Below are 25831 nucleotides of genomic sequence, written 5' to 3' on the forward strand. Positions count from 1 at the left end.
TCCCGTCCCGCGGCGGCCCGCGCCGCTCGGCGGGCTAGAGTGCGGGCGCATGAGCGACTTTCCGACCCTCACGACCCCGCCCTTCGGGCGCTTCGACTCCGCGTCTCCCGCGCTGGACCGACCCGACCTGACGCCGCCCGCGGTCACCGAGGCGCTGCGCGGCTGGGAGCACCGCACGGCGGCCGAGTCCGTGCTCTATGTGGACACCGACCCGGAGAAGGCGGACACCGCCGTGTTCTCCGAGGTGTACGACGTGCCCCTGGAGGTGGGCGCGAACTGTGTGGTGGTCGCCGCCAAGCGCGGGCAGGAGCAGATCCTGGTCGGATGCGTGGTGCTGGCCACCACCCGCCTGGACGTCAACAGGACGGTGCGCAAGCGCCTCGGTGCCCGCAAGGCGTCCTTCGCGTCGATGGACACCGCGGTCGCCGAGACGGGTATGGAATACGGCGGCATCACTCCGATCGGGCTCCCCGCCGCCTGGCCGCTGCTGATCGACGAGGCCGTCGCGGCCACCCCCTACGTCCTGATCGGCAGCGGACGGCGACGCGGGAAGCTGATCCTCCCCGGGGCCGCCCTCGCTCAGCTCCCGAGTGCGGAGGTGGTCTCCGGGCTGGCGGTCCCGGTCGCCTCGGAGCCCTCCGCGGAGGGCCCGCCCGTCCGGTAGCGGATCAGTACCCGAAGCTCGCCTGACCGTGTCCTGTCACGGGCAGGGAGTCGCGTCAAGGAGTTCTTGTGGAAGGCCCGTGAGTACACGGGCCTTCGCAGGACGTGCGGGTGGCGGTGGACGGCTCCGGGCTCCACCAGGGCGGGGGTGAATCGTCGGCGAGGGTGCGGCGGGTGTTGCCCGGGGTCCGGTCCCAGCGCTGTTCGATGCGTTCCCGCGCCAAGGCGGGGCCTGTGACGAAGAGGTCGCCAGGGCAATGACCTGCTGTGATCCGGCTGTCTACGCGTTGCCCGGCTTGTCGCGGCAGGAGTAGCGGTCGATATCGGCTTCCTGAGGTCTGGCGTTCTCGCGGACTTGTTGAGGGACACCGGAAAGGTTGATCTCGAAGTCACGGTCCCAGTCATTGCCGCGCGCGTACTCGATGAGGGCCTGCTTGAGCTTCTCGCAGTCGCCGCGGTGGCCCTTGAGCATGGCGATGCCGTAGTCGTTGAACGGGCCGAACGTCACGTCTTCCTGGACGGTGAAGCTGGGGTCGTCCGCCGCGAATCCGTAGAGGATCAGCTGGTCGGTGGAGACGGCGTCGCTCTGCCCCTTGCGCAGTCTTTTGATGCAGTCGCGCGCGTCTGTCACCGAGATGGTGCGGATCTTCTCGTGCGCGGGTCTGGCGAGCTCCCTCTCGGAGGTAGTGCCTTTCCAGACGCAGACTTCCTTCCCGTGGAGATCGTCGAGGCTCTGGTAGCGCCCGGCGTCCCCGGTGCGCACGAGGATGCCCTGGTGGGTGGATGCGTAGGGGCCCACGAAGTCGAGCCCATCGCCCTTCTCCGACTTCGGCGCCATCCGCTGCGTCGTGATCGAATAGGTGGCCGCGACGAGCTGGACGTCACCCTTGTGCAGGTCGCGGGCCCGGTTCTCGGACAGCACGCCTTCGAAATCCACCGACTCGACCCCCACCGCGCGGAGCACCTCCGTGGCGACCGTGATGTCGAAACCCGCGAACTGGCCGTCGTGGGGGGAGTGGCTCGTGCCCGGCTGATCGCTCTTGGCGCCGACCTCGATCCTCCCCTCGGCGAACAGCGACGGGGGTTCCGAGGAGCACCCGGAGAGGGCGGCTCCCGTAAGTGCCGCCGCGGCGGCACCGGCGCGGATGGCGCGGGAACGGCGTCTGTCCATGAACGGCCCTCACATTCATCTGATTCAGTGGTTGTGCAGCGTTCCACCGGCCTGAGCGAGGCGCATGGAACAGCCTTTCTCCGGCCGTACCTCGACCACCCATCGGACCGCGCCCTGGCCCCCTCCGAGGTGGAAGTCGACGGTCGATTCCGCGGCCAACTCCTCCGTGTGCGGTGTGACACCCGAGGTGACGGCGGTGATCGTGGCCGTCGTCCTGCCGACGCAGGTGGGCGTGCGGGGGTCGTCGTCGATGATGATCAGCGTCAGACGCAGCTTGTCCCGTACGTCGCCGGCCGCCGGCCGCGCCATCTCCACCGTGAGAATGCCGCCCTTCTCGTCCACGGGCTGTGTGCCGCGGACGGTCATCTCCGCGCCGACCTCGCCGGTGCGATCGACGTCCACCCAGGCGAGCGCGCCTCCACCGCAGCAGAACATGGCGGCACCGACGAGGAGGGCGCGGGCCGTTCTCCGCCGCCGCGTGCCGGCGCCCGGCCGCACGACGTCACCGGCCTGCCCGCCCCGGTCCGAAGAGAGCGCGGCCGCACCGGCGAACAGCAGGGCGAGGGCCGTGAAGGCGTAGAACCACACGTACTGGCCCCGCGGGCCACCAGGCCACTCGATGACAGCGAAGAAGGCGAAGCCGACGGTCACGGCGATGACGAGAAAGATGGACACGGGGAGCCAGGCGACGTGCGTCAACGGCCGCTTGAGCTCCCACCTGAACGTGGCGTGGTCACCGACGGAACCGAACGACGACGAGCCGACGCCCCTGGAGCTGACATGGGCGGACCCGGGGCCCCCGTCCGGGTCGGCCGAACTCACGCTCCGTCCCCGAGACGACCGCCGCCGCCGAAGTGGAAGGTGGCACCGTCCCCTACGGAGCCGACAGCGGCGGAGTTCGGGCCGTGAGCCGTGACGTGGTACGTGCGGGTGGGCGCCTTCGCGTCCACCAGGAGTTCCGCCAGACGCGCCTCTTCCAAACGGTGGTCCCGCTGTTCGCCGACCCATGCCGTCAGGGCCTCGGCCAGCCGCTCCCTGTCCTCGGGGGAGAGCGAACCGAGCAACTGGTCGGCACGCTGTTCGCTGTGCCCGGCGGGCAGCGCGACCACGGCCTCCTCGCCGCTGCCGCCGCGAAACAGCCTGCGGAAGCAGCCCTGGCCCGCCTCGATCGAGCCGTCCGTGATGCGCTGTGCGGCACTCGCCACCATGGCGGCGCCCAAGGTCCCTGCCGCCAGTGAGAAATAGGTGGCAAGCTCGGCGGAGATCTCAGGAAGACTGGTCATGGACGCCTCATCACTGGCCCGTAGCACGCAACACTGTCAACTCGCTTATGATAAAGGGCTGGTGGTGCTTCACGAAGGCGTTCCAGGCGTGTTCGAGCTGGACCTGGGAGACGAACCGCGAACGCGGAGCCCGCGACCTCCCGCACGGCGCACCGACTGCTTCACCGCGGAGTACACGACGAGGCCGGGGAAGATCTGATCGTTGGAGACGGTGCGAACACGATCGCCCCACCCTCGGACATCAGGGTCGCCAGTCGCTGAACGGTGAAGAAGGCTCCCTCGGCGTTCACGTCGAAGACGCGGTCCCCTAGGAGAGGGCGCGGACCGGGGTGACCTCTTGCGTGTGGAGGATGGCGTCGAACCAGTCTGCGAGCGATCCACCGGAAAGATGGTAGGCGGCATTGTCGTCGGGGTCGTAGTCCGGACCGATCAGGCGCGTCCTGGTCGGCGTGTCGAGCCAGGTCCGCACTGGGGGTGGGCCATCGGCGCGCAGGTCCAGAAGATAGGCATCCAGCCCAGTTCCTCCGAGGGCCGCGTCAGCGAACTCCGCCGGAGGGGGCAGGACCTGGTAGGGAGCCGTGCCGTGATGGAAGGTCAGGCCGATGGAGACATAGCCGGCCCCGAAGTACTCGCGGAGGTAGCTGCCCGCGTTCCGGTGCGTCATCGGCGGGGAAGAGGGAGAGACGGTCCGCGGATCGCCGTTGACGGTGTGTGCGATGCCGCCCCAGTAGACGATCCTGTCCGAGGTGTTTTCATGCCACTGGATGATGCCCTCGGCCAGACTCCGCTCGATGCCGGCCAAGCCGTCGAGCGGGGCGGCCTGGCCCTGGGGAGAGCGGGCGGTCCCGGCGAACCGAACCGGGTCATCGGGGTGCCGGCGGTTGAAGGAGCGCATCCAGTGGATGACGTCGAGGATCTCCTCGGTCTGCCAGAAGGACCGGGCCTCGGACAGCATCACGCGCGGGTCCCCCGTTCCGGTCCTGATGTACTCGTCGAGTCCGAGCCGTGACGCGTCGTCGCCTTCCAGCGCGAGTGAGCGGAATCCCAGTTCCTCGACCAGCAACCGGACGAGCCTGTGCGAGAGGGCGGACAGTTCGTGGGCCCCGCGGGTCGCGGCGCCGACGGCTACGACCTGGGCATCTCGCACGCTGTCGGCCACTGGTAGAAGATCGGTCAGCGGGGCTCGGGAATCGAGCGTGGTGAGGCGATGGGCGTGCTGCCCGATCCACTCGATCACTGTCTCGGACATGGCCGGTCCTCCGGTTCAGAGCAATCGGTTCCGGGATGCGTCCCCGGTCGCGGCGGGCGCCGCACGAACAGCCTCAAACGTGAACCAAGGCTTAGGTCAAGTCGACGCGGACAGTGATATGGGCCCAAACGGCCAACCGCCACACCCGCGACCGGGCCGACCCCGCAGACACACGAGGGCTTCGCATGGCTCTACGTGCTCAACGGACGCCTGCGGCTCGTGATCGGCGAGCGCGACCTGACGCTGCCGCCCGGTGAGGCAGCCGAGTTCGACACGTCCCTGCCCCACTGGCTGGGCAGCGCCGACGACGGCGTGGTTGAGCTTCTCGTCCTGTTCGGCCTGCAAGGGGTGCGTGCGCACGTACGCACCGACCCTCATCGGTCGCCGCAGACCGGGAGCCGACGGTGAACTCGGCGCGAGATTGTGTACGCGCGTCGCGGAATCCCGAACGCCGGTGGCGGGCAGCCGCGTTGACAATGGACGCTGTCGGCCGGGATCGTGCCGTCAGACATGAGGAGGGCGGCCGTGACCGGGGAACGCATCGGTGACTACACGGTCGAGCGACGGCTCGGCAGCGGCGGCATGGGCGCCGTCTATCTGGGGCGCTCGCCGTCCGGACGGGCCGTCGCCATCAAGGTCGTCCGGCCGGAGTACGCCGCCGACCCGGAGTTCCGCGCCCGCTTCAGAACCGAGGTGGAGGCGGCCCGCAGAGTCGGCGGCTTCCACACCGCCGCCGTGGTGGACGCCGACCCCGACGCGGAACGGCCCTGGATGGCGAGCGCCTACATCAAGGGCCCGACGCTCAGCGAGGCCGTCGCCCGGCACGGGCCGATGGACGATCGGGCCCTGCGGGCGCTCGGGGCCGGACTCGCCGAGGCGCTCAAGGCGATCCACGCCTGCGGACTGGTCCACCGGGACCTCAAGCCCGGGAACATCGTGCTGACCGATGACGGGCCGCGCGTCCTGGACTTCGGGATCGCCTACGCCCTGGAGGGGTCCCAGCTGACCGCGCCCGGGGTCGTCGTCGGCACCCCGGGGTTCACCGCGCCCGAGCAGTTGGTGACGGGCGAGCGGGTCCACGGGGCCTGCGATGTCTTCGCTCTGGGGGCGGTGCTGGTGGCCGCCTCGGGCGGCAGCGCCTTCGGCGTCGGGCAGGCGCTCGCGCTGGCGTACCGGGTGGTGGCGGAGGAGCCGGATGTGTCGGCCGTCCCCGGGGCACTGCGCCCGGCCGTGCGCGCCTGTCTCCACCGGGACCCGGACCGCCGTCCCTCCCCGGCCCGGCTGCTGGAGGTATTCACCGCCACCGGTGCCGACGCCCCCCGTACCGCCCCACCCCACCGGTCGGAATTCCCCGCACCCGCACCCGACTTCCCGGATTCGACCCCCGGACCCGCGCCCGACTCCCTGGGTTCGACCCCCGTGCCCGCCCCCGAGGGCGGGTACGCCGCGCTTCCGCTCCCGGGCGCGGCCCCGCTCCCTTCGGGCCCGGGTGATGCGGCCCCGGTGGCCCCGCTCCAGGGTGCGGCGCCCGTACCTCCGCCGTCGGGCCCCCCGTCCCCCGGCGGCCTACGCTCGCCCACCCGGGTGGACGGACCGCCTCCACCGAGGCCGCGCGGCCCGGACCGGGAGCTGGTCGCCGACACCCCCACCGCCACCGCTCCCACCACCGACACCCCGGTGGGAGCCCCCCGAGCCGCTCCCGTGCCGCCGCCGCCCACAGTGCCGCCCCGGCCCACCCCGCCGCCCGGACGCGGGCGCGCGCACCGGCCCGCGACCCCGCCGACGCCTCGGACCGCGCCCCGACGCGCGGCACCGGCGACCGGCCACGGCGTGCCGCCGTCCCCGGGCCGCTTCCGGGGCCGTCCGGGCCGCCGGATCTTCCTGCCGGTGGCCGCCGTGCCCGTGGTGACGGGCGTCGCGCTCAGCGGCTCGCCCACGGCATTTTTCGACATCATCTTCGTCACGCCGTTCGTCGCCCTGGTGCCGCTCGTCCTGGCGCTCGTCCAGTACTTCAGAAGCCATGGCCTCGACATCGCCGCCGACGGAGTCACCCTGATCGTCGCCGACTCCGTGAGCCGCTGGCACTGGGACGACATCGACTCCCTGGAACTCGTCTCGCGGAACGCGGGTGACTGGCTCGTGGTCCGGCCGGCCGAGGGGCGGCACACGCCCCGCTTCCCCGTCTGGCTGGGGTGGATACGGCGGGCCGGCGACCGGTCGATGTGGATACGGCTGAACGGGCTCCGCCCGCGCGACGGGGCCCGGACCCTCGCGGAGACCCTGGCCGCCCACGCCGACCGGCAGAACGTCCGGCTGACCCTGACCCGCACCCCCGCCCACTGACACCCCGGCCGCACCTCCCGCTCCCGCCGACTGCGCCCAGACGCGAGCCGGACTGACGGTCAGAGGCCGGTGACGCGTACGGCGGTGGCTTTGCGGACGGTGAGGCTCACTTCGTAGCGGATGACCGCGATGCCGCCGATCGGGCCGGGCCGACCCAGCGATCGGCCGTCACGTTTGCCCCATTTTCGGCGAACATCCGCTCGGACGGTTCCTCGCGGGGTATGTGAGGGTCATGAGCTTCGACAACACTGATCCCGGGCCTGATCCGGGAGAGCCCGGCGGCGGGGTCCCGCCCGGAGAGACTCCGCCGGCCGAATCGAGTACGTCGTCCGGGACGGGACCCCGTCAGGACACGAGCCGCGGTTGGGCCAAGGTGCCACTGGCGATCATTCTGCTCATCGGGGTCGTCTTCGCCGCGTTCTTCCTTGTCTACGCCATCACCCTCATGCGCTGAGCCGATACCGCCGGAGGGGCCTGGAGCTGCTCCCCGGGGCGCACGGAGCGGAGCGATGAACGCCTCCTGCCGCTTCCTGGCGTGCCGTGCCCCCAGGTACCGCGGGGCCATTGCGGGGAATCCGCCGCCCATGGCGGCCGGATCGTCGGCCGTGGACTCGGTCCCGCCGGAGTGGAGAGCGATCCCGGCCCGGTCCTGCACGGCCCGGGTCAGGACACCGGCATACGCCCCGCGCTCGCCGGGGGACGCACTGATCGGCGGGAGGGCTCCGCAGCGGGAGAAGGAACCCGGGATCTCTCTCGCTTCGACCACGGGGGACGCCCCAGGCTCTCAGCAACGACGGCAGACTTGCTCGCCTTCATGGACTCCGATCCGACAAGGAACCCTCGACGAGTGCGTACGACATCGTCGTCCACGACGTCCGGGAGGGCCACGAGATCCTGCGGCAGAGCCGGGACACCGGTCGGTCTCCCGTCACCCGTCCGTATCGGCGGCCCGTCCGGGGCCTTGGGGTCGGTGAGGAGCAGCGGGCCGCAGGTGCGGCGGCCGGTCAGGTGGGGCCGCGCCGACCGGTCGGGGTCCGGAAGCCCGGATCTCAGCGCCCGGACTCAGGGGCCCGGACCATGCGCTGCTCCACAACGGTCGGCATCGCGGTGCCCAGGGTCGCGCTCGCGTGAGCCAGGAATCGGGCGTGCGTCTCCCTGGTCCGGCGCACGACCCGATCCCATTCCCCGGGGAAGAGGGCAGAGAGCGGGAGGCCGCAGGACCGGTCCGGCTCCGACCCCGCGGCGGTGGCCTTCGCCAGATCCCTGGTGTGCTCCCAGCAGCATGCGAGAGCGTCATCCGTGGCGGACGCCACCTCCTCCGGCCCCCCCTTCGAGCAAGAGGACGTTGGAGGCGTCACCCAGCTGCCACACCATCACATACAGCGCATCCACGACCGTCCGGTGGTCCGGGGGCAGCGGACGGGTCCAGATCTCCCACAGGGCGCGATTGACGGTGTCGAGCTGACCGAGGAAGCTCACGTAGGCGTCACGGCGCCGCTGTCTGCGACAGGCCGCCGTCTGATCATCGATGCTCTGCTGGGCCAGCCGCTCCTGGGCCGCCAGTTGCCTGCTGGTGGTCCTCGCAGCCACCAGGGCGGTCAGTCCGCCGCCCAGCAGCGTGGAAGACGCCGTGATCAGTGCGACAGCAACCGTCTCCTTCACCGCGTACCGGCCAAGAGACCCACCCACTCCGCCATGCGCCCATCCTCAATCAGGAACCAGCGACCGACATCAAGGCGTCAGCGAGTTCACTCATCCGGGTTCGGAGGCCACTGCGGAAAAACACCCCCTGACGGCCTGGACGTGCATAGGTGCCAGGAAGGCGGCGTGCAACCGCTGCTCGAAGGCGCTGAAGAACGGAAGGCTCGCGATGCGGCACTGGACCCCGGCCCATGGGCTGCGGGCCGGTCCGTACCGGCCCGCAGCCCATGGCCGTCCCACACAGAAACCGAAGGTGACCCACGATGACGCGGTCGACCACCCCACCACGGCGGGCACTCGGCACCGCCAACCGCCTTTCGTGTTCGCGTCATCGGCACGGCGGCGGTGATCATTACGAGGGCGATCGGGCAGTTCCTCCGGGCTCATGAGGCCGTGCGGACCGAGGAGCCGGGACGTCAGGGAGTGGAGACGGTGACGGTGGCATCGACGATGCGGTGGTCCGAGCAGGGGTTGTTGTTGCAGGCGGTCTGGCTGATCGGATGGGCGTCCTCCTGGTAGGAGACCAGCTTGCTCTCCGCGGCGAAGATGTGGTCCACCTTGGCCGGTTGTCCGCACCTGCCCGCCAACAGGCCCTCGGTGGTCTGCTCGCCCCAGCCGGAGCAGATCGGGTCCAGGTCGTCCAGTTCGCGGAACATCCCGGTGTTGCAGTGGTTGCCCTGGGCGTCGCAGCCGTTGTCCGGGGTGTTCACCGAAGGCGCGTACCAGGTGTTCATCAGGGGGTCATGGGGCTGGACGTTGAAGTCACCGGCGGCGATCACCGTGTCGCCCGCAGCCGTCCACTGCTCCATCCGCGTGCGCACGGTGTCGAGCTGGGCCTGCTTGGTCGCGGCCTGGTAGGTGACGTGCGTGGTGCAGAAGCGCGGATGGCCGGGCTTCGACGCGATGGGCACGCAGAGCAGCTTGCGGGCCCTCTGCCCGTCGGGGGGCAGGGTGATCCGGTCGGTGCCGCTCGGTGCGAACCGGCTGAACACGGCGACGCCGTACGGGTCCTGGTCCGGGCTTCCCGGGGTCTTGGCACACAGGTCGGCGGTGGCGTGCGGCATGGGCTCGAAGCGGGCGAAGTTGGCCGGGTTCTGCGGCCAGCCCGCGTTCTGGAGTCCCTTGAGGATGGCCTGGTACTGGGCCGGACAGACCTCGTTGACCGAGATGAAGTCCGGGTTGCGGAAACTCAGCGACCCCAGGACCGTACTGACGATGTGGTCCGGCTTTCCGAGGTGTTTGTCGTGACCGGAGATGTTCCAGTGCCAGACCTTGTAGGTGGCGGTACCGGCCTGTGCCGCGGTGGCCCTCGGTACCGCGCCTGCCGAGAGGGCACCGGCCGGTACCGCCCCGGCCAGCAGGCCGAGCAGCGCCGCGGCCAACGGGGCGAAGGTGCGAAGTACGCGCATGGATCTCCCTCTGTTCGACGATCCTGATCTCCAACTCGCGATTCTCAGGAGCCAAGATCATGCCGTCAACAGGGCGTGCACGGCCGCTCATGGCCGTACTCTGCGGCCCGTACCACCTGGCAGCGGGAGGGCCGGTATTGCGCGGTGGCGATCCGGTTCTCGCCGGGCTTCTCGTTGTCCCGCACCATCACGACGGTGAAGGGGGGACGGGGGTGCGGGAGCGGAAGCCGGGGCAGCGGTCCAATGCCTCATCGTGCGGGCAGGTGAGCAGATGACTCAGATAGGTCTGGGCAGCGCCGAGCCGGGTTCGCTGGGCCTCGATGGCGGCGATCCGGTCGACGACGGTCCGCCGCCACAGGCCGTCGGCGGCCGGCCCCGCCAGGAGCGAGGCGATCTCGTCCAGCGACATCGTTCCGGTGCCGCGCCATAATCGGATCAGTGCGATGCGGTACAGCTGGTCGGTGTCGTAGCAGCGCATTCCCGCTCGGCGGTGAGGTGTGACGAGCCCCCGGCGCTCCCAGTAGTGCAGGGTGGAGAGCGGAAGTCCGAAGTGGTCGGCGACTTTCCGGATGGGCACGGAATCGTCCGTCATCCCTCCATTGAACTCAACCCGGATCGAGCGGGCAAGGTGGGCACCGGACCATCCCTGAGAAGGGCACGGACCACTATCCGCGAGGGGATTCCCATGCCTCGTCACGCCATGTCCGGAACCTCGTCACCGTCACCGTCCCGGTCCTCCGCGGCGTCCCGTGAAGCCGTTCGCACGCTGAGCGGTGCGGCGCGCGCGCTGCGGGCGGGAGAGATCAGCAGTGTCGCGCTCACGGAGGACGCCATCCGTTCGGCCGACCTGTACGACCCGTTGCTCGGGTCCTGTCTGGCGCGGTTCGACGAGACCGCGCTCCTCGCCGCGGAGCAGGCCGACCGGGAACTCGCCGCCGGGCTGGACCGGGGCCCGCTGCACGGCATCCCCTTCGGGATCAAGGACCTGATCGCGGCTGCGGAGGGGCCCACGACCGCCCAGAGCCTGGTCCCGAATCCGTTCCGGGACACCCGTCACGACGCCACTGTCACCGCCCGGTTGAGAGCCGCGGGAGCCGTCGTCATGGGTAAGACGACCACGATGGAGTTCGGCTGCGGCATACCGGACCCGGCCAAGCCGTTCCCGGTCCCCCGCAATCCCTACGATCCGTCCGCCTGGGCGGGAGGGTCGAGTTCGGGTACCGCCAGCGGTGTCGCCGCCGGTCTGTTCCTGGCCGGCCTCGGTTCGGACACGGGCGGCAGTATCCGGATGCCGGCCGCCTTCTGCGGGGTGACCGGGCTGATGCCCACGTACGGCCTGGTGCCCCGGGACGGTTGCGTACCGCTGGCGCCGAGCCTGGACCGGATCGGGCCGCTGGCGCGGAGCGCACGGGACTGTGCCGCGGTCCTGGACGTGCTGGCGGGCCCTCCCCATGACGGACGGGCCCGCTGGGACAGTGGTTCCGGGTGGGACGACGCCGCCGACCGGCCGCCCGATCTCAGCGGACTGCGGATGGGGGTCGTGCACGAGGGGCATTTCCCGCCGGGTGGGGACCCCGCGGTCCCCACCGCCTTCGAGGCGGCGGTCGGCCGGCTCACCGGTCTGGGTGCCAGGGCCTGCGCTGTCGTCCTGCCGTACCGGGCCCAGACGGTCCAGGCCACCCTCGCCACGGCGATCAGTGAGGGCCTGGCCCACCACCGAGGCGATCTGATCGAGCGCTGGAACGACTACTTCGCCGCCACCCGGGGCCTGCTGGCGCGGGCGGCCTTCGTCTCCGGGGCGGACTACGTCCAGGCCCAGCGCGTACGGCGAGCGGCTCAGCGGGCGCTCGACGCGCTCTTCGAGGAGGTCGACATCGTCGTCTGTCCCACCGCGTCGATCGGCGCACCGGACCTTGCCGTCCTCTCCGACGCACACGGCCATCAGAACGACGAACAGGTCTTCTCCATGATCCACACCCCGTACTGGAACGCCGTGGGCAATCCGGTGCTGGCCCTCCCCATCGGCCGGACCGGCCGTGGGCTGCCGCTCTCGCTCCAGATCGCCGGCCCCGTCGGCGGGGACCACCGTGTCCTGTGTGTCGGGGACGCCTTGCAGCGGCTTACCGGCTGGCATCTGCGGGTCCCGGACCTGGCCGGCACCGGCCCGGGAGCGGGGAGGTCCGGATGACCGAGCCGCGCGCGGAGGGATCAGCAGAAGGACCGCAGGAACCCGCCCAGGCGGCCTCCGACCCGGCCTCGGTCGCACGAGCTCTGCTGGCCGCCGCCCGACTGCCCGCCCACGAGGCGGAGGTGGCCGCCCTCGTTCTGGCCTACCCGGCCCAGCGTGCCGCGCTGGACACGCTGTACGGGATCGGGCCCGCGCCACGAACGGACCCGGCGGTTCGGGCCGCGCCGAGCCACGTCGGGAGGGAGGACCGGTAGGAGCCGGTCGCGGCGCTGGGGTCGTCACTCGCCCCGCGCGCCGAGGCACGCCACGCTTACCGGCGAGGGAACGCCGAGAACCATGCGGGCCTGTCCCTCGGCGTCGCTCCCCCCTGATCACACGGGGACAACGGCCCGGCGCCAGCGGCTTCCGATGAAGCCGCGGGCACCGGGCTCCACGGCGCGTCCATGACCGGGGTCTACGGCGCCTGCATCACCGGCCGGCTCACACGCCGCGCCACAGATTGGCGAAGGCCGAGCTCTCGATGGACCGCCTCTGACGCACGGCCTCCAGCTCCATCACCGCGTCGTGGACAGCGGCCACCACTGCCGTCACCGCCTCGTCGGCGAGGCCGGGCTCGTCGCCGGACCGTTCCTCGCCGATGCCGACGGCCGAGGCGAGAGCGCCCAGGACGGGTTCGTTCTCCTCCCAGCGCGCGACTGCCCGGCGGCGCGCGGGCGAATCGACCGGTCCCACGTGCCGCGGGCCGAAGGGCGAGGCCCCGCTCCGCCTGCTGGTCAGCTCGCCGTCCTCCTCCAGGGCAGCCTGGTACGCGGCCGTCAGGTCCCGGCCCCGACGCCACAGCCAGTCCTCGATCCGCTCGTAGGGCGCCTGCCGGGTGAGCCCTGCCGCAGCCTCGGCCACAAGCCGGTCGTCCGGCACCGGCGGCCCATCCGGCACCACACGGTCACCGTCCACGGCAACCGTCCCGGCACCGATGAGATCGATCAGCTCGGCTCCCGCGAGTGCGAGCGACAGGTCGCCCTGGCCGACGGACCGCTCCGCCCCCCGGTCCAGACTGATGATGAACAGGTCTTTCGCCGTGGTCATGAACGGCTCCCCTCACAAGCATCGGCACCGGTCCGTCCTCGCTGCCCGGTCCGTGTCCGGGCCCGACCGGCAGCGAACACCGGCCCTCATATCCAGTATCACCCTCCTCCCCCGCGGCAGGAGCCCCGTCACGGTGCTGCGGGCGATTCCGCAGCCACCGCAACGGGGGGCTGTGCCGGATTCCGGCCGCCCGGGAAGCCGAAGCCCTCGACACCGTCCTCGACAGCCACCACCGCACCACTGCCGCGGCGCCCTCCCTAAGCGCCGTACGGCCTCCCCCGACGCCTCACGCGGCCGATGGGATTCTCCGGGGGAAGGGCTTGCAGGAAGCAGTGCGTGGTCGGGCGACAGCGGACCTGCGCGGGGGCGGCCCTGTTCCTGATCCCCGTCCGCTCGGCCCCGCTCCTGTGGTTCCTCTCGGCCGCGATCGGATTCCTGTTCCGCTTCAGCTTCCCCGCATGGCTGTGCGTCCCCTCCGGCGTCTCCCGTGTCGACGCCGAGCACATCGGCACCGCGGTGGGCCTCATGCTGACCCTCGCAGCGGTCGGCGGCTTCGTGGTCCCCCTGGTCTTCGAGAAGATCGTCCCCGCCGCGGGCTACGGCGCCGGCTGAATCACACTGGGCGCCCTCTCCGACCTCTCCGCGCTGATCGGCCTCCTCGGCCGCCCCGGGCCGACATCGCTCTCACTGCGGAGCCTGGGCAGGCATTCTGCCTGTACGGGATGCGTGCGAGTGAAAGCGGCGGCGGCCTCGGCAGTGCGCGGGCTTCGTCACGGCGCCGGGAGGGGAGGGTGGGCGCTGGACCGCCGGGAATGAACTGAGGAGTACCCCCTGTGACGCGCGCGACCATTCAGTGGATGATCGACAACGACGAGGCCCGGGCCGCGGCGGTTGCGGGTCTCGGCCTCAAGAAGGCGGTTCCCGACGCGCTCGTGACGGATCGCTGGTTCCTTCCGGACTACATGAAGGCGTTGGTGATCGAGGCGGTCCGGCGTGACGCTCCGGACGGTGTGGCCGAGGAGCTGATGCGGGTCCAGCGGCGTATGAGGAGGAACGCCGAGGAGATCGATGACTACGGGGCCGAGGTGCTGGCCCGGCTTGAGGGGCTGCGCGACGCGGACGAGGTCGTTCCGGTGCTTGAGCGGGCACGGGACGAGGCTCCCGACCAGCTGAGGCGAGACCGGATCGAACGGGTTCTCGAACGGGTGCGGCAGCCCCGAAATGGCCTTGAAGACCTGCTGGCCCTGAGCGACGAGCAGTTGGGCGCAATCCTGGCCGACCCGTGCGACCACTGTTGTGTCTACGGCTGCGGGCTGTGCCCCCTGCACTGCGTCATCTGCTGTGCAGGAACGTGTTACTGCTGCGCCGGCTGCCAGGCCGTGTCTGGCGAATGAGCACCTGGCTGGTTCGCGGAGCCAGAGGATCAGGGAGGCCAGGACGATTCCGGCGCGGTGACGATCGGGGAGTTGTCGCATCTGGTCGGGATCGCGCGGAACGGTCGGCAGCGTGCTGGTGGGCACGGTTGACCGTGGAGCCGACCCGGACGGTGCACTCCACCCGGCCCCTGTTCCGGCAGCCCTGCCCACGTGCCGTCCGCCTCCCGGCGGGCGAAACGGCCGTAGACGGTCTGCCACGGCCCCTACCGCCCGAGCAGGTCGCGCCATGGGCCCCGGTCCGCAGCAGCCACAACACACCGTCGGTCACCCGCAGGTGATCACGCCACGGACGGCCACACCCGCCCACCTGCGGCAACAGGAGATCAATGTCGCTCCCCCCGCCGCGTCCGTCAACCCGCCTCGACCTGCCACAAGATCAATCATCGGACAAGCCTTGGGGATCCGGCCAACGGCTTCGGGTCAGGTCCGCTTGCGGCTCGCGATCCCGTCGGAGAGCTGCCGCACGTGAGCGGGGTCCGCGTCCCGGGCCAGGGCGACGTAGTGGTCCATGACGGCCGGCCGATAGCGCACGGGCAACGTCTGTCCTGGGGCGAGTCGGGTGAGCTCGGTGATCGTGAGGTCTTCGTCCGCGATACCGCGGAACGAGATGCCGCCAGCGGTCTCCACGTCGAACATCAGGACCACGCGTGGACTGCTGTTGACCTCCCGCCAGTCGACGAGAACGCCGAGCGCAAGCGCCCCCGTACGCAGTTCCGCATTGCGCTTCCGCGCATCACCGCTCAGCAGCGGGTTCGGGGCGACACCCGGGAAGTCGGGCCCGACGCCGAGCGATTCCCGACTCAAATCGGGCCTGAGCTGCGCCATCAGATCGTCGAGCTTCTTCTTCGAATTCTTCGAACGGAACATCCTGACCCCTCCCTCACGCCGGGGCCGGAATCCCGGCCTGGCGCTTCGCCCTCAGCGCGAGTGTATGTCGCGGCCCTTCCCGGGCTCCGCCGTATCGCCCCGTCCTGATGGGGTCGCCGTCTGCGGTCGCGGACGGGCTCGGTCGGTGCACCTACCTGTGTATCCGCGTTAGACGGTCACGCCGAAGACCTCGTTGACCGCCGCCTTCTGCTGACCGACGCTCTCTTGCGCTGCACGGTCCTGGCCGCGGCAGCCGTTCCGTCCGGTCTGCGGCACAGGGCGTGTAGCGCGCGGCGAACGACGTCAGGGTCCCTCCGGTCCGCCGACGGGGCAGGGAGTTCCGTTAGGCCGGTGCCTCCTGCCGCTCCTCCGTGGGCTCGGCTCTCCAGGAGCCCTTCCCGTCCGGGGAAGCCCGCCTGGTCGACCCGGGCCTCCGTAGCGCGAGAAGTGGTCGGCTCAGCTCGCCCGTACGGCCTCCCGGTAGCGGCGGGGGGCCATGCCCGTGCTGCGCTTGAAGGCGTTGCTGAAGGCGCTCTCCGAGCTGTAGCCCAAGGAGGAGGCGATCGCCGACACGGGCGTGTCCTCCAGCCACAGGGTGTGCTGCGCCAGGCGCATCCGCCAGGCCCGCAGATAGGTCAGGGGCGGAACGCCCACGACCTCCTTGAAGCGCAGGGTGAAGCTGGTGCGGGACATGGCCGCGGCGCGGGCGAGCTGGGCCAGGCTCCAGGGAAGGGCCGGGCTTCCGTGCATGAGGCGCAGGGCGGGGGCGATGCGGTCGTCGGCGAGGGCGCGCAGCCAGCCTGTCTGGTGGGTTTCGGCATTCACACGGGTCAGGAAGATGCGCAGGACCTGTACGAGGAGCAGCTGAGCGAGGTGCTGTGCCGCGAAGGCGGCCCCCGGGGCGTCCGACCGGGATTCGCGCAGTGTCTGGTTCATGAGCCAGCAGGCCGTGGCGGCCTCTGTCGTGGTGGCGCTGGCGTGTATCAGCGGCGGGAGCACGGTCAGCAGCAGGTCCTTGCCAGCGGTGTTGAGGTCGATGTGGCCGCCGATGACGACGGTCTCCCGGCCTTCGCCTCCGATGTGCAGGAAGGTCTCGGTGGTCGCCTGGAGCAGGGGCAGCGCGTCGATCGGCGGCACCGCGGGGTCGCTCGCCAGGGTGTACCGACGGTCTCCGCTGAAGACGGTGACATCGCCCTCCTCCAGTCGGACGGGGTGGTCGATGCCCTGCATCACCAGCCAGATGACGCCTTGGAGCACGACTTGGACACCGAGTCGGCCCGGCGCCGGAAAGGCCAGGGCCCAGTCCCCCGCGGCGGTGAGGCCACGGGACAGGGCGCAGTGCGCGCCGGTGAGTTCGAGGGTCCTGGTGAGGGGATCGCGCAGGGCTGGGGAACCGAGTGGGGGCGCGGACAGCGGTGCGGCCATGTGCGGACTCTCGCGCAAGTCGCACGAACGGACAAGCATTCACATGGCGTTGCCCGGACCCCACGATGAGTGACAGGACGTCTCCCGGCCAGGGCCGCGTCCCGGATCGCGGCCGCTGGCCAGGCGGCCGGTTCCTCAGTCTCAGGAGGTTGTACGCATGGGCGGATTCCAGGACCGTGTCAAGTTCCACCCGGACGAGGTAGTGCTGGCCCCGGCCGAGGAGCAGACCCTCGCTGAACTCGCGGACCAGTGCCAGGGCCAGGTGAACGAGTCGGCGGACGAGAGCTGACGCGGTCCACAGCCAGCAGATTCGCGGGCTGCGGGCCGCGGCGGGGGTACCTGCCGCGGCCCGCAGTCACCCAGCAGACGGGATGAACCGTGACCACCTCCGCGTACACCGCGGCTCCCCGGTCGGGAGAGCGCAGCCTGCCCTTGAGCGAGGCGTTCGACCGCGCGCGGTCCGCTGCCGCCGCTCTCTCGGTGGAGGCCGATCTGGAACCCATTCTCGACGGCAGCCCCGGCACCTGGCGGTGCATCCTGCGCCGCGACGGCGAGGATCTCCGCACGGGGCTCGGTCTGGGCAAGGGGAGCCGGGACGAGGCCCGGACGGGAGCCCTGTTCGAGGCGCTGGAGCACTACCTCTGCGGTGTGGACGGACTGGACCCGGCGGAGATCCGGTTGGCGCGCGGCCACACCCTCGCCAAGGGCCCGCTGTCCCGCGATATCGCAGTCGGGCTGCTGGGCCGGGTGCCCGACCAGTCGCTGGGTTGTCTGCCGTACCGGTCGCTCGCCGGTGCGCCGGACGTGCTCGTCCCCCTCTTCCTGTCCATGCCCGAGTATCTGGGGGCGGCCGGAGCGCGGGCCCGCCGGGTCGCGGGTGACAGCTACGACTACCGCGCGGTCGGCCGCTACTCGGTCAACAACGGCTGGGCCGCCGGCGCGGACCCGGTGGAAGCCGCCGTGCACGCGATCAACGAGCTGATCGAGCGGGACGCGCTCTCCCTGTTGCTGATCGGCCAGTTCCTCCGCGAGCGACCCGAGCGGCTGGCCGTCGTGGATCCGGCGACGCTGCCGGACGAGGTGGCCGCGCTGCTCGCCTTCGCCGAGGCGCACACGGGGCGTCGGGTCCACTTGATCGACATGACCAGCGACCTCGGTGTCCCGGCGTACACGGCCTACCTGCCGGCCCCGCATGGGCAGCCGGCCCGGATCTGCGGGTGGGGAGCATCGCTGTCGCGCCGGTACGCCGTCACCCGAGCAGTGAGTGAACTCATCCAGCTCCACAGCACGATGCACCTGCGCGAGCAGTACGCTCACCTGCTGCCCGAGCAGCGTGACGACACCGGGCCGTACCCCGAGCTGCACGCCTGCTATCTGTCGGACTTCACCACCGCCCTGGCTTCGGCCGAACTCAGGGCGTACGAGGACACGGTGGCGCCGGACACGCCCCAGGGTCACCTCGACCGGCTCCTCACCGTCCTACGAGGGCACGGCTTCGCCGTCTACCAACGCGACCACCATGTCACCGCGGACCTCGCCGTCGTCAATGTGCTCGTGCCGGGATTGGAGCGGTTCATGCTCGTCACCGACGGGCAGGTCGTCGTACCCGGTGCCCGCGGGATGGCGGCCCGCGGACGTGGCTGAAGCACGATGGCGCCCGCTCGCCGTCACCGACGCCGCCTCGGTGGCGGCGCTGCTCACCGTCTGCGAAGCGGCCGACGGGGTCGGGGTCGCGGTCCGGGGCGCGGACGGCGTCCACGAGAACCTGAACGCCTCGGGCATCGACCTGGACGGTGGTACCGCATCCGTCTGGTGCGGCGGTGAGCCGGTCGCCTACGCGACCACGTGCATCCGGGAAGGCGCCGGTCCTGTCCGCCAACTGACCCTCGACATCGCGGTGCACCCCGCGCACCGCGCTCCAGCGATGGTCCATCGACTCCTGGAGTGGTGCCGTGATACCGGTGTCCGGCGCCACCGTGAGCTGTCCGACGGCACCCTGTTGGAGCTTCACGTCCGTACCCACCACGGCCAAGTGTGGCTCGCCGAGGCGTTGGACACCGCGGGGTACCGGCGCGAGCGCATCCACTGGGGCATGCGGCTGGACCTGGGCACCCCACAGCCCATCGCCGCACCGGCGATGCCGCTCGGCACCGCGATCGTGCCCTTCGACGACGCGTTCGACGCGCAGCTCCTGGCGGCCCGCAACGTGATCTTCGCCGATCACTGGGGCAGCGTTCCGATGACGACACGGACGTGGCGCCACACCATCACCGGGAGCCCGCACTTCAGGCCCGGGTCCTCGTTCCTCCTCCTCTCGGAGCACGAGCAGGAGATCCTCTGCTACCTGATGTGCACCGAGTTGACGGACACCCGCACCGACCGCGAGCTCTACCTCGCCAACGCCGGTACACAACCCGCGCTCCATGGCAAAGGCCTGTACCGCGCCGTGTTCACCCACACCCTCGCCCGGGCGAGGGCCCAGGGCTACCGGTGGGCCGTCCTGGACGTCGACTCGAAGAACCCCATGGCCGCCGGAGGCTTCTACGAGCGCATGGGCCTGCGAAGGTTCCGGACCTGGACCACGCATGTGCACGCACCGTCCGGGACGGCACCGCCGACGGTGCCCTCCGCCAGCCCGTAGGTCCCTCCCCCGCTGTCGAGGGACCCATGGCCGCCGTACTCGGGCCCGGCCCCATCACGGTGACCGACTCCGCCCGCCCTCCCGGGCCGACCCCGGAATGCCACCGAGGCACGAGGAGCGGCCGCCGCGCGGACCGGCCTCCCGGGTCGGGCCGCGCATGGCTGTCCGGCCCACGCAGAGCCCCTTCGCAGAGCCCTTTCGCAGAGCCCTTTCGCGGAGCCCCTTCGCCGGGCCCGGTGGTCGGCAGGTGACCGGCGGTCGACAGGGTCAACGCAGGGAGCGGATCGCCGGGCTCGCGGCGACCAGGGCGGCGCCTGCCAGGACTGCGCTCCCGCAGACCAGGAACAGCGTCGTCGTGCCGTACGGGAGCAGGACACCGGCGATCAGGTAGGAGAGCGGGTCGAACGCCACCGTGGCCAGCACCACGAGGCTGAGTACTCGGCCCAGCAGGTGCTTGGGCACTCGCTCCTGCAGGGTGGCCACGACGACCACTCCGAGGAACCCGGACCCGAGGCCGACCAGTGAGACGACCGCCGTCGCGGCAACGACGTGGGTGACGGCGGCGAGTCCGGCCACCCCCGCCCCGATCGCCGCGACCCCGCCGGCCACGGCCCAGCCACGCCGGGCAGGCGGCCGCCCCCCCGCCGACAGTGAGCCGGCCAGTGAGCCGGCGCCGAATCCGGAGAGCACGACGCCCAGGGATCCCGCGCCGCCCAGGCGTTGATCGGCAAGCACCGCGCCGCCCACGATCACGGGGCCCACGACAGCGATGTTGATCAGGGCGACGGCTGCCAGCATCCCTCGCACCAGCGGTTCACGCCAGGCGTATCCCAAGCCCGCGCCGAGAGCACGTGCACTGCTGGGCTGCTCACCGTCGATGCCGTCCGGACCAGCGGCGTGCCCGGCGTCTTCATCGCGCCGTACCGCGCGGACGAACGTATCGAGGGCGACGGCGGCCAGCGCGGCCATGGCCGCGATCCCACCGAGCGTCGCGTCGAAGCCGACCGCGGCGATGACTCCGGCGGCCACCGCCGGGCCGACCAGGTCTCCCCCCGACTCCGCCCCCTGCACCAGCGCGTTGACCCGGGGGAGCTTCTCGGTCGGTACGACGGCGGGCAACAAGGCCAGGGCAGCGGGGAAGTAGGCGGCGTCGGCGACGCCGAGCAGCGCGGCGAGCAGCGCGACCGCCGTCACCGATGGCGAGGTGAAGGTCACCAGGGCGCAGAGAGCGAGCAGGACGGCGAACCGGAGCCAGGAGGCTCCGGTCACGACATGGGCAGGACCGAGGCGGTCGACCAGTACTCCCGCAGGAAGCAGGAGTGCCGCCCGCGGCAGTGCCGCCGCCACGAGCACGAGCCCTGTGGCGATCCCGGGTTCCGACAGTTCGAGCACGAAGAGCGTGAGCCAGATCAGGAACAGGGCGTCGACCAAGCCCGCCAGCCCCTGGCCCGCGACCAGGCGGAGCAGGCGCGGATCACCGAGCGGCTCGCGCGGAAGGGCACCTGCGGTCGGCTCCGTCGTCATCGCTGGCTCCCTGGGGTGCTCGGTGGACCGGTCCCGCAGGAAGGGCGTGCCGGAATCGATCCGCCCGCGCGCCCCGGACCACGGACCGGGTGACCGCGTCGGGACAGCCGCGGCGCTTGCGAGCCCGCGCCCGCGCCCGGCAAGGAGAGGCACGTCCGCGGTACCGGTGGAGCGAAGGTGCTCGCGCCGTTGAGGCGCAGTGGGGTCCGGCGGTTCGTCGTCGATGCTGGCATGACCCGTGACGTGCCCCTCCTGCGGATGGCCGGGAACAGCCGCGGCACCGTGCTGGACACCGGCCGGACGGCGGCGTTCCGCCTGGTGCGGCGCGCATCCACGGCGATGCCGCGCGCGGTGGGGTCGCCTAGGCGATGTGCGTGCCCCCGTCGACCGTCAGGGTGGTGCCGGTGATGTAGGACGCCGCGTCGGAGACGAGGAAGACCAAAGCCGCGGCGAGTTCCTCGGGCTCTCCGATGCGGCCTGAGAGCACCCTCGGCATCATCGCCTCTACATAGCCGTCGGCGTAGCCGTCGGTCATCGCGGAGGTGAAGAGACCCGGTGCGAGGGCGTTCACACGGATGCCCTTGCTGGGGGTCCACTGCTGGGCGAGATCGCGGGTGAGCCCGAGGATTCCGGCTTTCGACGCCGAGTAGGCGGCCTGCGGCAGACCACCTGTGACCATCGCGAGGATGCTGGAGACGTTGACGATGGCACTGCCGGGGAGCATCACCGCGCCCGCGGCCTGCGCCATCCAGTAGGAGCCGTTGAGATTGATGTCGATGACCTCGCGGAACTGCTCAGGTGTCTCCTCCTCCGCAGGTCGTTCACCGCTGATCCCGGCGTTGTTGACAAGAATGTCCACCCGCCCGAACGCGTGCACCGCCGCGTCGATCAGCGCGCGGCAGTCCTCCGGCTTGGCGACGTCGGTGCGCACGGTGACGGCACGGCGGCCGAGCGCCTCGACGGCCCTGCGCACCGGCTCCAGTCTCTCGGCGCGCCGGGCCCCGAGCGCGACATCGGCGCCGGCCTCGGCCACCGCGGTGGCGAAGGCGGTACCCAGCCCGGAGGAGGCGCCGGTGATCACGGCGACGCGGCCGTCGAGCCGGAAGCGATCGAGCAGGCTCATGGCCGCCTGGCCTGCTGGGAAACCGTTGTGTGCGCGGCACCTCTCCCGAAGCGGGTCCTGTTCGGCGCCGGGGGACGACCCCGTGCGCGTCCGAACCCTTGCCGGTCAACGACGCGCCGCGCGCGTCGGGTTCCGCGGAGGGAAGGGGCGGGTGACCGGGCGACGACGAACGGCACGAGCCGAACGGGGCCACGGCCAGGCCATCCGGCAGCGGTCACCGGTGGCCGTCGATGTAGTTCACGACACCGCCGACGGTCCTCAGCTCCGCTACCTGGTCGTCGGGAATCCTCACCTCGAACCTGTCCTCGACCGCCACGGTGATCTCCACCATCGACAGGGAGTCGACGCCGAGATCGTCGGTGAACGACTTCTCGGCGGTCACCTCGGCGGGGTCCACCCCGGCGACCTCGTGGACGATGTCGGCGACGGCGTGGAGGATGTCGGTGTTGCTCACCACGGATTTCTCCTTCTTCGGTCGGTGTGACGAACCTCGGCGGGGACGTCAGAGCCCGAGGCGCCGTCGGTAGGTGCGGAGGGTGCGCAGGAAGCCGTCCATCTGCTCCTCGGTGTGGCCGGCGTGCGGGAACAAGCGCAGCAGCGCCTGATTGCGTGCGACGGCCGGGTAGGAGAAGACGGGTACGAGGTAGCCGTCCTCGACGAACCACTCCCGCATCTGCAAGGCGGCGGCGTCGCTCCCGATCGGGACCGAGAGCATGTAGGACTCGGTCGGCGTCGTCGGGGTGTCGGCCTCGTGCATCTGTCGGCGAAGGCGGGCGGCGTGCGCCAAGTAGTCGTCGACGATCCCCGGATCGCCGGCGAGGACGTCGATCGTGCGCTTGGCGGTGTAAGCGGTGGGCGGCTGGATGGCGGCCGTGAACATGGAGGTGCCGGAGAGCAGTTCGAAGGCGTCGATGGCCGCCGCCGGTCCGGCGATCGCGCCGCCCTCCAGACCGATGGCCTTGGAGAGCGACACCATGACGAAGTCCGCGCGTTCCCGGATCGCGGCCGCTTCCCGGGCGTACGGACGATTCTCGGGCCCGTAGACCATGAAGCCGTTCGCGTCGTCGATCATGCTGACGGCGCCGTGGTGGTCGCACTCGTCGAGAATCTCCACGATCGGCCCCATGGTGCCGTCCGCCGAGTAGATGCTCTCGGCGATCACCACGGTCTTGCGGGCCCGGACCCGGTTCAGGACGCGTGCCAGGTCGGAGACGTCGTTGTGCCGGAACGCGTGGACGTTGCGTCCGTAGTCGAGGCCCTCCAGGCCCTTCCAGACACTCCAGTGGACGTCACGGTCGACGATGAAGACGGTGTCGCGGTTGCGCACCTCGATCCCGGCGTCGAAGTGCGCGGAACTGCTCATGGCGTGGATGAACCCGATGTTGGCCAGCAGCCCCGTGGCGAAGCTGATGGCCCGCTCCTTGCCGGTGTGGCGGGCGATCGTCTCCTCCAGCGTCTGGTGCGGGCGGCAGATTCCCTGGGTCATCCTGGATCCGCTGGTGCTCAGGCCGTGGGCGAGCGCCCCTTCCGCGAAGTGATGTCGCACCGGGATGTGGCGCGGCAGATCGAGGAAGCTGATGCTGGCGAAGTTCACCAGCTCCCGGCCGGCGCGGACGATGGTCGGTCCGACGGGACCGTCCACCACCGGCGGGCGGTACGCCGTGTCGTGCGTGTTCGCCTCGACGAAGGCCGCGAAGGCCCATGGGGCCAGGCGGTCCACGGAGGGAGCGGGGGCGGGGGACGCGGTCATGGTGTGGTTTCTCCTCCACAAGGGGCGCGGGGCGGCAAGGGCTCCAGGGCCGCGGCGAGGTGGCCGAGTGAGGCCGTTCCGGCCAGTTCGTCCGACGCGATCCCGGTGAAGCCGAACCGGTGAAGGAGCGTCAGCAGACGAGGGACGGCGACCAGGGTGACTCCGTGGTCGGCGAGGCAACGGTTCATGTCCACGGCATCAGGGCTGCCGAACGAGCCGACCGGCGGTCCGCCGGGGCCGACAGCGGCCACGGCTGCGGCCAGCGCCCGTTCGGCGCCTGTCACGGGCGGACGCGTGGGGACCCGCGGGGTTCCCGTGCCGACGGTGGCGGTGCGGGACCGGCCGGACGGGCCGCCGGATCCGGGTGCCGCCGGGGACAGGACATAGCGGCCCGGCGCCACGAGACCGGGCACTTCGCCGAGGTGGTCCAGGACGTGGCGGTGCAAGTCGCCGGGAGTGACCTCAGGAGCGGTGCGGGCGCGCGCCACGAGGTGCGGCTCCTTGCCCTCCCCCGCGGCGTTCCCACCGGGCGTCACCGTCGCGTCGAGCACTCCGGGGTGGCCGCGCAGGACGTCCTCGACCTTGGCCAGGCACACCCAGCCCTCCGGGGCGCGCCACCATCCGGAGGCGGCCGGTGCGAGCGGGTGCGCCGGAACCGGGCACGTGGCACCGTCGGCGAGCGCCCGCAGGAGACGGCACAGGCGGACGGGCAGCGCCTGGGCCTGCGCGGCGTCGAGCAGATGGTCTCCGACGGTGACATCGAGGGTGACGCCCCCGATGTCACGGCCGAGGTCCACGTAGAGCGTCTCGCAGGGCTCGTCAGGGGCGCTGCTGATCCAGGTGGCCGGCCCGTTCGACGGGGTGTCCGGCGCGGGGACCAGATGGTCCCGTGGCCACGAGTAGCAGTTGTACTCGATCGAGGGGACGGTCACGACACCGCGGCGGCGGTCCATGCGCGCCTGGGCGGCGACCAGCTCCGCGGGGCGGTACTGACCGTGCCGGTAGGCCGCGGCGGACGCGGCGGCGACCGAGGCGACGACCTCGCCGAACGCCGCGCCCGGGCGGAGATCGATCTGCACCGGGACCGTCAGCGCCCGGACGCCGATGCTGTGCCGCAGAGCGGCCCGGGTCCGGTTGGAGACCACCACCGACGCGAGGAACCGGTGTTCGCCGGTGCGGGTGACGACCTCGTGGGCCAGTGCCGCCAGCACCACGGCCTCCGGGCTGACCCGATATCGCCGGGCGACGCGGTCGAGGTCGTCGTGGGCGTCCACCGAGCGGTACTGGAGACGGTGGCGCCCGGTGCCGTCGCCGCTCCCGCCGAACGGGGCCAGCACTCCGGTCGGGTTGTCCGCGAGACGCGTGAGCCACTCACGCTCCGCCGCGCGGGCGCGTTCCAGGGGCTGGGCGGCGACCATGTCCAGCGGATGCGTGGACGCCTGCGCCGATGTGTCGGCGCCGCTCAGCTCATCGTGCAGTTGGTCGATCAGTACCGCGAGCCCCCAACCGTCGATCATGACGTGGTGGGCGGCCAGCAGGACCGCGCGCGGCCGTCCCGCCTCCAGCAGCACCCGCGCGAGCCAGGGCGGATCCCGCTCGGGATCGATCGGGCGGGCGGCCAGCTCCGCTGTGGCGGCCGCCACGGTGTCGGCGTCGACGGCGGGAACATCGACGAGGTCGGCCGGCAGCGGGGCCCAGCCCTCGCGGTGGACGTGCTGTACGGGGCGGATCGGGTCGACGGTGGTGCGCAGCGCCTCGTGGCGGGCGGTGAGGGACGCGAGCGCCCGGTGGACATCGGCGACGGTCGCCTGGGGCGGAACGTGGCAGTGGTCGGCGAGCGGCGTCGGGTTGACCCGCCGTGGTGAGGGAATGGTGCGTTCGAACCAGTGCCACTGCTGGACCCAGGTCAGCGGCCCGCTGCGGGTGACGGTGGCGGGGCGCGGAGTCGGTTCCGGAAGGTGGTTCACGGCCG

The 25831-nt window shown here is 71.3% G+C and carries 25 protein-coding genes and 2 pseudogenes; 11 read left to right on the forward strand and 16 right to left on the reverse strand.

Annotated features, from left to right (window positions below):
- The first annotated feature begins 49 nt into the window (after positions 1-49).
- Complete coding sequence (locus tag AB852_RS09300) at positions 50-664, forward strand: YbaK/EbsC family protein (RefSeq protein ID WP_073785959.1); 615 nt, start codon at positions 50-52, stop codon at positions 662-664.
- 279 nt (positions 665-943) lie between these two features.
- Here the strand turns inward: AB852_RS09300 and AB852_RS09305 are convergent, their stop codons facing one another.
- The 4 genes from AB852_RS09305 to AB852_RS09325 all read right to left on the reverse strand — a co-directional run bounded on the left by AB852_RS09305 (position 944) and on the right by AB852_RS09325 (position 4366).
- Positions 944-1834 (reverse strand): transporter substrate-binding domain-containing protein, encoded by an 891-nt coding sequence (locus AB852_RS09305; protein ID WP_073785961.1) that lies wholly within the window; start codon positions 1832-1834, stop codon positions 944-946.
- A 24-nt stretch (positions 1835-1858) separates the two neighbouring features.
- Positions 1859-2656 (reverse strand): hypothetical protein, encoded by a 798-nt coding sequence (locus AB852_RS09310; RefSeq protein ID WP_073785963.1) that lies wholly within the window; start codon positions 2654-2656, stop codon positions 1859-1861.
- A complete protein-coding gene (locus AB852_RS09315; protein WP_073785965.1) occupies positions 2653-3117 on the reverse strand; it encodes a hypothetical protein in 465 nt (154 codons plus the stop codon). The genes AB852_RS09310 and AB852_RS09315 overlap by 4 nt, the downstream gene beginning before the upstream one ends.
- Positions 3118-3424: 307 nt before the next feature.
- Positions 3425-4366 (reverse strand): erythromycin esterase family protein, encoded by a 942-nt coding sequence (locus AB852_RS09325; RefSeq protein WP_073785967.1) that lies wholly within the window; start codon positions 4364-4366, stop codon positions 3425-3427.
- A 156-nt stretch (positions 4367-4522) separates the two neighbouring features.
- Here AB852_RS09325 and AB852_RS09330 point away from each other — a divergent pair.
- The 3 genes and pseudogenes from AB852_RS09330 to AB852_RS09340 form a co-directional block, all read left to right on the forward strand.
- Positions 4523-4774: pseudogene (locus AB852_RS09330) on the forward strand (cupin domain-containing protein); the annotation flags it as partial.
- Between the two features lie 117 nt (positions 4775-4891).
- Positions 4892-6709, forward strand: coding sequence for a protein kinase domain-containing protein (locus AB852_RS41485; protein WP_073785969.1), 1818 nt, complete (start codon positions 4892-4894; stop codon positions 6707-6709).
- 232 nt (positions 6710-6941) lie between these two features.
- Positions 6942-7163, forward strand: a complete 222-nt coding sequence (locus tag AB852_RS09340; RefSeq protein ID WP_073785971.1) for a DUF6480 family protein — start codon at positions 6942-6944, stop codon at positions 7161-7163.
- An 839-nt stretch (positions 7164-8002) separates the two neighbouring features.
- Here the strand turns inward: AB852_RS09340 and AB852_RS09350 are convergent.
- From AB852_RS09350 to AB852_RS09360, 3 genes are all read right to left on the reverse strand, one after another.
- On the reverse strand, positions 8003-8398 hold the full coding sequence (locus AB852_RS09350; RefSeq protein WP_143201198.1) for a hypothetical protein: 396 nt from the start codon (positions 8396-8398) through the stop codon (positions 8003-8005).
- A 428-nt stretch (positions 8399-8826) separates the two neighbouring features.
- Entirely contained in the window at positions 8827-9819 is a 993-nt protein-coding gene (locus AB852_RS09355; RefSeq protein ID WP_073785977.1) for an endonuclease/exonuclease/phosphatase family protein, read from the reverse strand.
- Positions 9820-10006: 187 nt separating this feature from the next.
- On the reverse strand, positions 10007-10411 hold the full coding sequence (locus AB852_RS09360; RefSeq protein WP_073785979.1) for a MerR family transcriptional regulator: 405 nt from the start codon (positions 10409-10411) through the stop codon (positions 10007-10009).
- A gap of 93 nt (positions 10412-10504) precedes the next feature.
- On the opposite strand from AB852_RS09360, the gene AB852_RS09365 reads away from it, so the two are divergent.
- Together AB852_RS09365 and AB852_RS09370 are read left to right on the forward strand one after the other, a co-directional pair.
- Entirely contained in the window at positions 10505-12007 is a 1503-nt protein-coding gene (locus AB852_RS09365) for an amidase (RefSeq protein WP_218623244.1), read from the forward strand.
- Positions 12004-12261, forward strand: a complete 258-nt coding sequence (locus AB852_RS09370; protein ID WP_073785981.1) for a hypothetical protein — start codon at positions 12004-12006, stop codon at positions 12259-12261. Before AB852_RS09365 ends, AB852_RS09370 begins: the two co-directional genes overlap by 4 nt.
- 226 nt (positions 12262-12487) lie before the next feature.
- On the opposite strand, the gene AB852_RS09375 is transcribed toward AB852_RS09370, so the two are convergent.
- Positions 12488-13093, reverse strand: coding sequence for a GOLPH3/VPS74 family protein (locus AB852_RS09375; RefSeq protein WP_073785983.1), 606 nt, complete (start codon positions 13091-13093; stop codon positions 12488-12490).
- 336 nt (positions 13094-13429) lie between these two features.
- On the opposite strand from AB852_RS09375, the gene AB852_RS09380 reads away from it, so the two are divergent.
- Together AB852_RS09380 and AB852_RS09385 are read left to right on the forward strand one after the other, a co-directional pair.
- Complete coding sequence (locus AB852_RS09380) at positions 13430-13705, forward strand: hypothetical protein (protein ID WP_073785985.1); 276 nt, start codon at positions 13430-13432, stop codon at positions 13703-13705.
- Between the two features lie 245 nt (positions 13706-13950).
- Positions 13951-14487, forward strand: a complete 537-nt coding sequence (locus tag AB852_RS09385) for a hypothetical protein (protein WP_143201199.1) — start codon at positions 13951-13953, stop codon at positions 14485-14487.
- Between the two features lie 106 nt (positions 14488-14593).
- On the opposite strand, the pseudogene AB852_RS37730 reads toward AB852_RS09385, so the two are convergent.
- The 3 genes and pseudogenes from AB852_RS37730 to AB852_RS09395 all read right to left on the reverse strand — a co-directional run.
- Positions 14594-14901, reverse strand: a pseudogene (locus AB852_RS37730) (transposase); the annotation flags it as partial.
- Between the two features lie 48 nt (positions 14902-14949).
- Positions 14950-15396, reverse strand: a complete 447-nt coding sequence (locus AB852_RS09390) for a hypothetical protein (RefSeq protein WP_073785987.1) — start codon at positions 15394-15396, stop codon at positions 14950-14952.
- 456 nt (positions 15397-15852) lie between these two features.
- Positions 15853-16821, reverse strand: a complete 969-nt coding sequence (locus AB852_RS09395) for a helix-turn-helix transcriptional regulator (RefSeq protein ID WP_073785989.1) — start codon at positions 16819-16821, stop codon at positions 15853-15855.
- Positions 16822-16978: 157 nt separating this feature from the next.
- Between AB852_RS09395 and AB852_RS41305 the strand changes: the two genes are divergently transcribed.
- The 3 genes from AB852_RS41305 (at position 16979) to AB852_RS09405 (ending at position 19462) form a co-directional block, all read left to right on the forward strand.
- Positions 16979-17110, forward strand: coding sequence for a hypothetical protein (locus AB852_RS41305; protein ID WP_266504771.1), 132 nt, complete (start codon positions 16979-16981; stop codon positions 17108-17110).
- 89 nt (positions 17111-17199) lie between these two features.
- Entirely contained in the window at positions 17200-18465 is a 1266-nt protein-coding gene (locus AB852_RS09400) for a YcaO-like family protein (protein WP_073785992.1), read from the forward strand.
- Positions 18458-19462, forward strand: a complete 1005-nt coding sequence (locus AB852_RS09405) for a GNAT family N-acetyltransferase (RefSeq protein WP_143201200.1) — start codon at positions 18458-18460, stop codon at positions 19460-19462. Before AB852_RS09400 ends, AB852_RS09405 begins: the two co-directional genes overlap by 8 nt.
- A gap of 267 nt (positions 19463-19729) precedes the next feature.
- On the opposite strand, the gene AB852_RS09410 is transcribed toward AB852_RS09405, so the two are convergent.
- The 5 genes from AB852_RS09410 to AB852_RS09430 all read right to left on the reverse strand — a co-directional run bounded on the left by AB852_RS09410 (position 19730) and on the right by AB852_RS09430 (position 25826).
- Positions 19730-20986 (reverse strand): MFS transporter, encoded by a 1257-nt coding sequence (locus AB852_RS09410; protein ID WP_073785996.1) that lies wholly within the window; start codon positions 20984-20986, stop codon positions 19730-19732.
- 361 nt (positions 20987-21347) lie between these two features.
- Complete coding sequence (locus tag AB852_RS09415; protein WP_073785998.1) at positions 21348-22109, reverse strand: SDR family NAD(P)-dependent oxidoreductase; 762 nt, start codon at positions 22107-22109, stop codon at positions 21348-21350.
- 214 nt (positions 22110-22323) lie between these two features.
- Positions 22324-22566, reverse strand: a complete 243-nt coding sequence (locus tag AB852_RS09420) for an acyl carrier protein (RefSeq protein ID WP_107499190.1) — start codon at positions 22564-22566, stop codon at positions 22324-22326.
- A 45-nt stretch (positions 22567-22611) separates the two neighbouring features.
- Positions 22612-23859: an aminotransferase class I/II-fold pyridoxal phosphate-dependent enzyme gene (locus AB852_RS09425; RefSeq protein WP_073786000.1), complete on the reverse strand. Its 1248-nt coding sequence runs from the start codon at positions 23857-23859 to the stop codon at positions 22612-22614.
- Entirely contained in the window at positions 23856-25826 is a 1971-nt protein-coding gene (locus AB852_RS09430; protein WP_073786002.1) for a condensation domain-containing protein, read from the reverse strand. The genes AB852_RS09425 and AB852_RS09430 overlap by 4 nt, the downstream gene beginning before the upstream one ends.
- Between the last annotated feature and the right edge of the window lie 5 nt (positions 25827-25831).

It is taken from the genome of Streptomyces uncialis (assembly GCF_001905345.1).
GTDB lineage: Bacteria > Actinomycetota > Actinomycetes > Streptomycetales > Streptomycetaceae > Streptomyces > Streptomyces uncialis.

Coding starts and splice junctions, on each gene's coding strand:
- AB852_RS09315 (WP_073785965.1), bottom strand. CDS start 3,117: ATGACCAGTCTTCCTGAGATCTCCGCCGAGCTTGCCACCTATTTCTCA.
- AB852_RS09425 (WP_073786000.1), bottom strand. CDS start 23,859: ATGACCGCGTCCCCCGCCCCCGCTCCCTCCGTGGACCGCCTGGCCCCA.
- AB852_RS09360 (WP_073785979.1), bottom strand. CDS start 10,411: ATGACGGACGATTCCGTGCCCATCCGGAAAGTCGCCGACCACTTCGGA.
- AB852_RS09395 (WP_073785989.1), bottom strand. CDS start 16,821: ATGGCCGCACCGCTGTCCGCGCCCCCACTCGGTTCCCCAGCCCTGCGC.
- AB852_RS09390 (WP_073785987.1), bottom strand. CDS start 15,396: ATGTTCCGTTCGAAGAATTCGAAGAAGAAGCTCGACGATCTGATGGCG.
- AB852_RS09300 (WP_073785959.1), top strand. CDS start 50: ATGAGCGACTTTCCGACCCTCACGACCCCGCCCTTCGGGCGCTTCGAC.
- AB852_RS09325 (WP_073785967.1), bottom strand. CDS start 4,366: ATGTCCGAGACAGTGATCGAGTGGATCGGGCAGCACGCCCATCGCCTC.
- AB852_RS09370 (WP_073785981.1), top strand. CDS start 12,004: ATGACCGAGCCGCGCGCGGAGGGATCAGCAGAAGGACCGCAGGAACCC.
- AB852_RS09410 (WP_073785996.1), bottom strand. CDS start 20,986: ATGACGACGGAGCCGACCGCAGGTGCCCTTCCGCGCGAGCCGCTCGGT.
- AB852_RS09365 (WP_218623244.1), top strand. CDS start 10,505: ATGCCTCGTCACGCCATGTCCGGAACCTCGTCACCGTCACCGTCCCGG.
- AB852_RS09385 (WP_143201199.1), top strand. CDS start 13,951: ATGATCGACAACGACGAGGCCCGGGCCGCGGCGGTTGCGGGTCTCGGC.
- AB852_RS09305 (WP_073785961.1), bottom strand. CDS start 1,834: ATGGACAGACGCCGTTCCCGCGCCATCCGCGCCGGTGCCGCCGCGGCG.
- AB852_RS09355 (WP_073785977.1), bottom strand. CDS start 9,819: ATGCGCGTACTTCGCACCTTCGCCCCGTTGGCCGCGGCGCTGCTCGGC.
- AB852_RS09340 (WP_073785971.1), top strand. CDS start 6,942: ATGAGCTTCGACAACACTGATCCCGGGCCTGATCCGGGAGAGCCCGGC.
- AB852_RS09375 (WP_073785983.1), bottom strand. CDS start 13,093: ATGACCACGGCGAAAGACCTGTTCATCATCAGTCTGGACCGGGGGGCG.
- AB852_RS09415 (WP_073785998.1), bottom strand. CDS start 22,109: ATGAGCCTGCTCGATCGCTTCCGGCTCGACGGCCGCGTCGCCGTGATC.
- AB852_RS41305 (WP_266504771.1), top strand. CDS start 16,979: ATGGGCGGATTCCAGGACCGTGTCAAGTTCCACCCGGACGAGGTAGTG.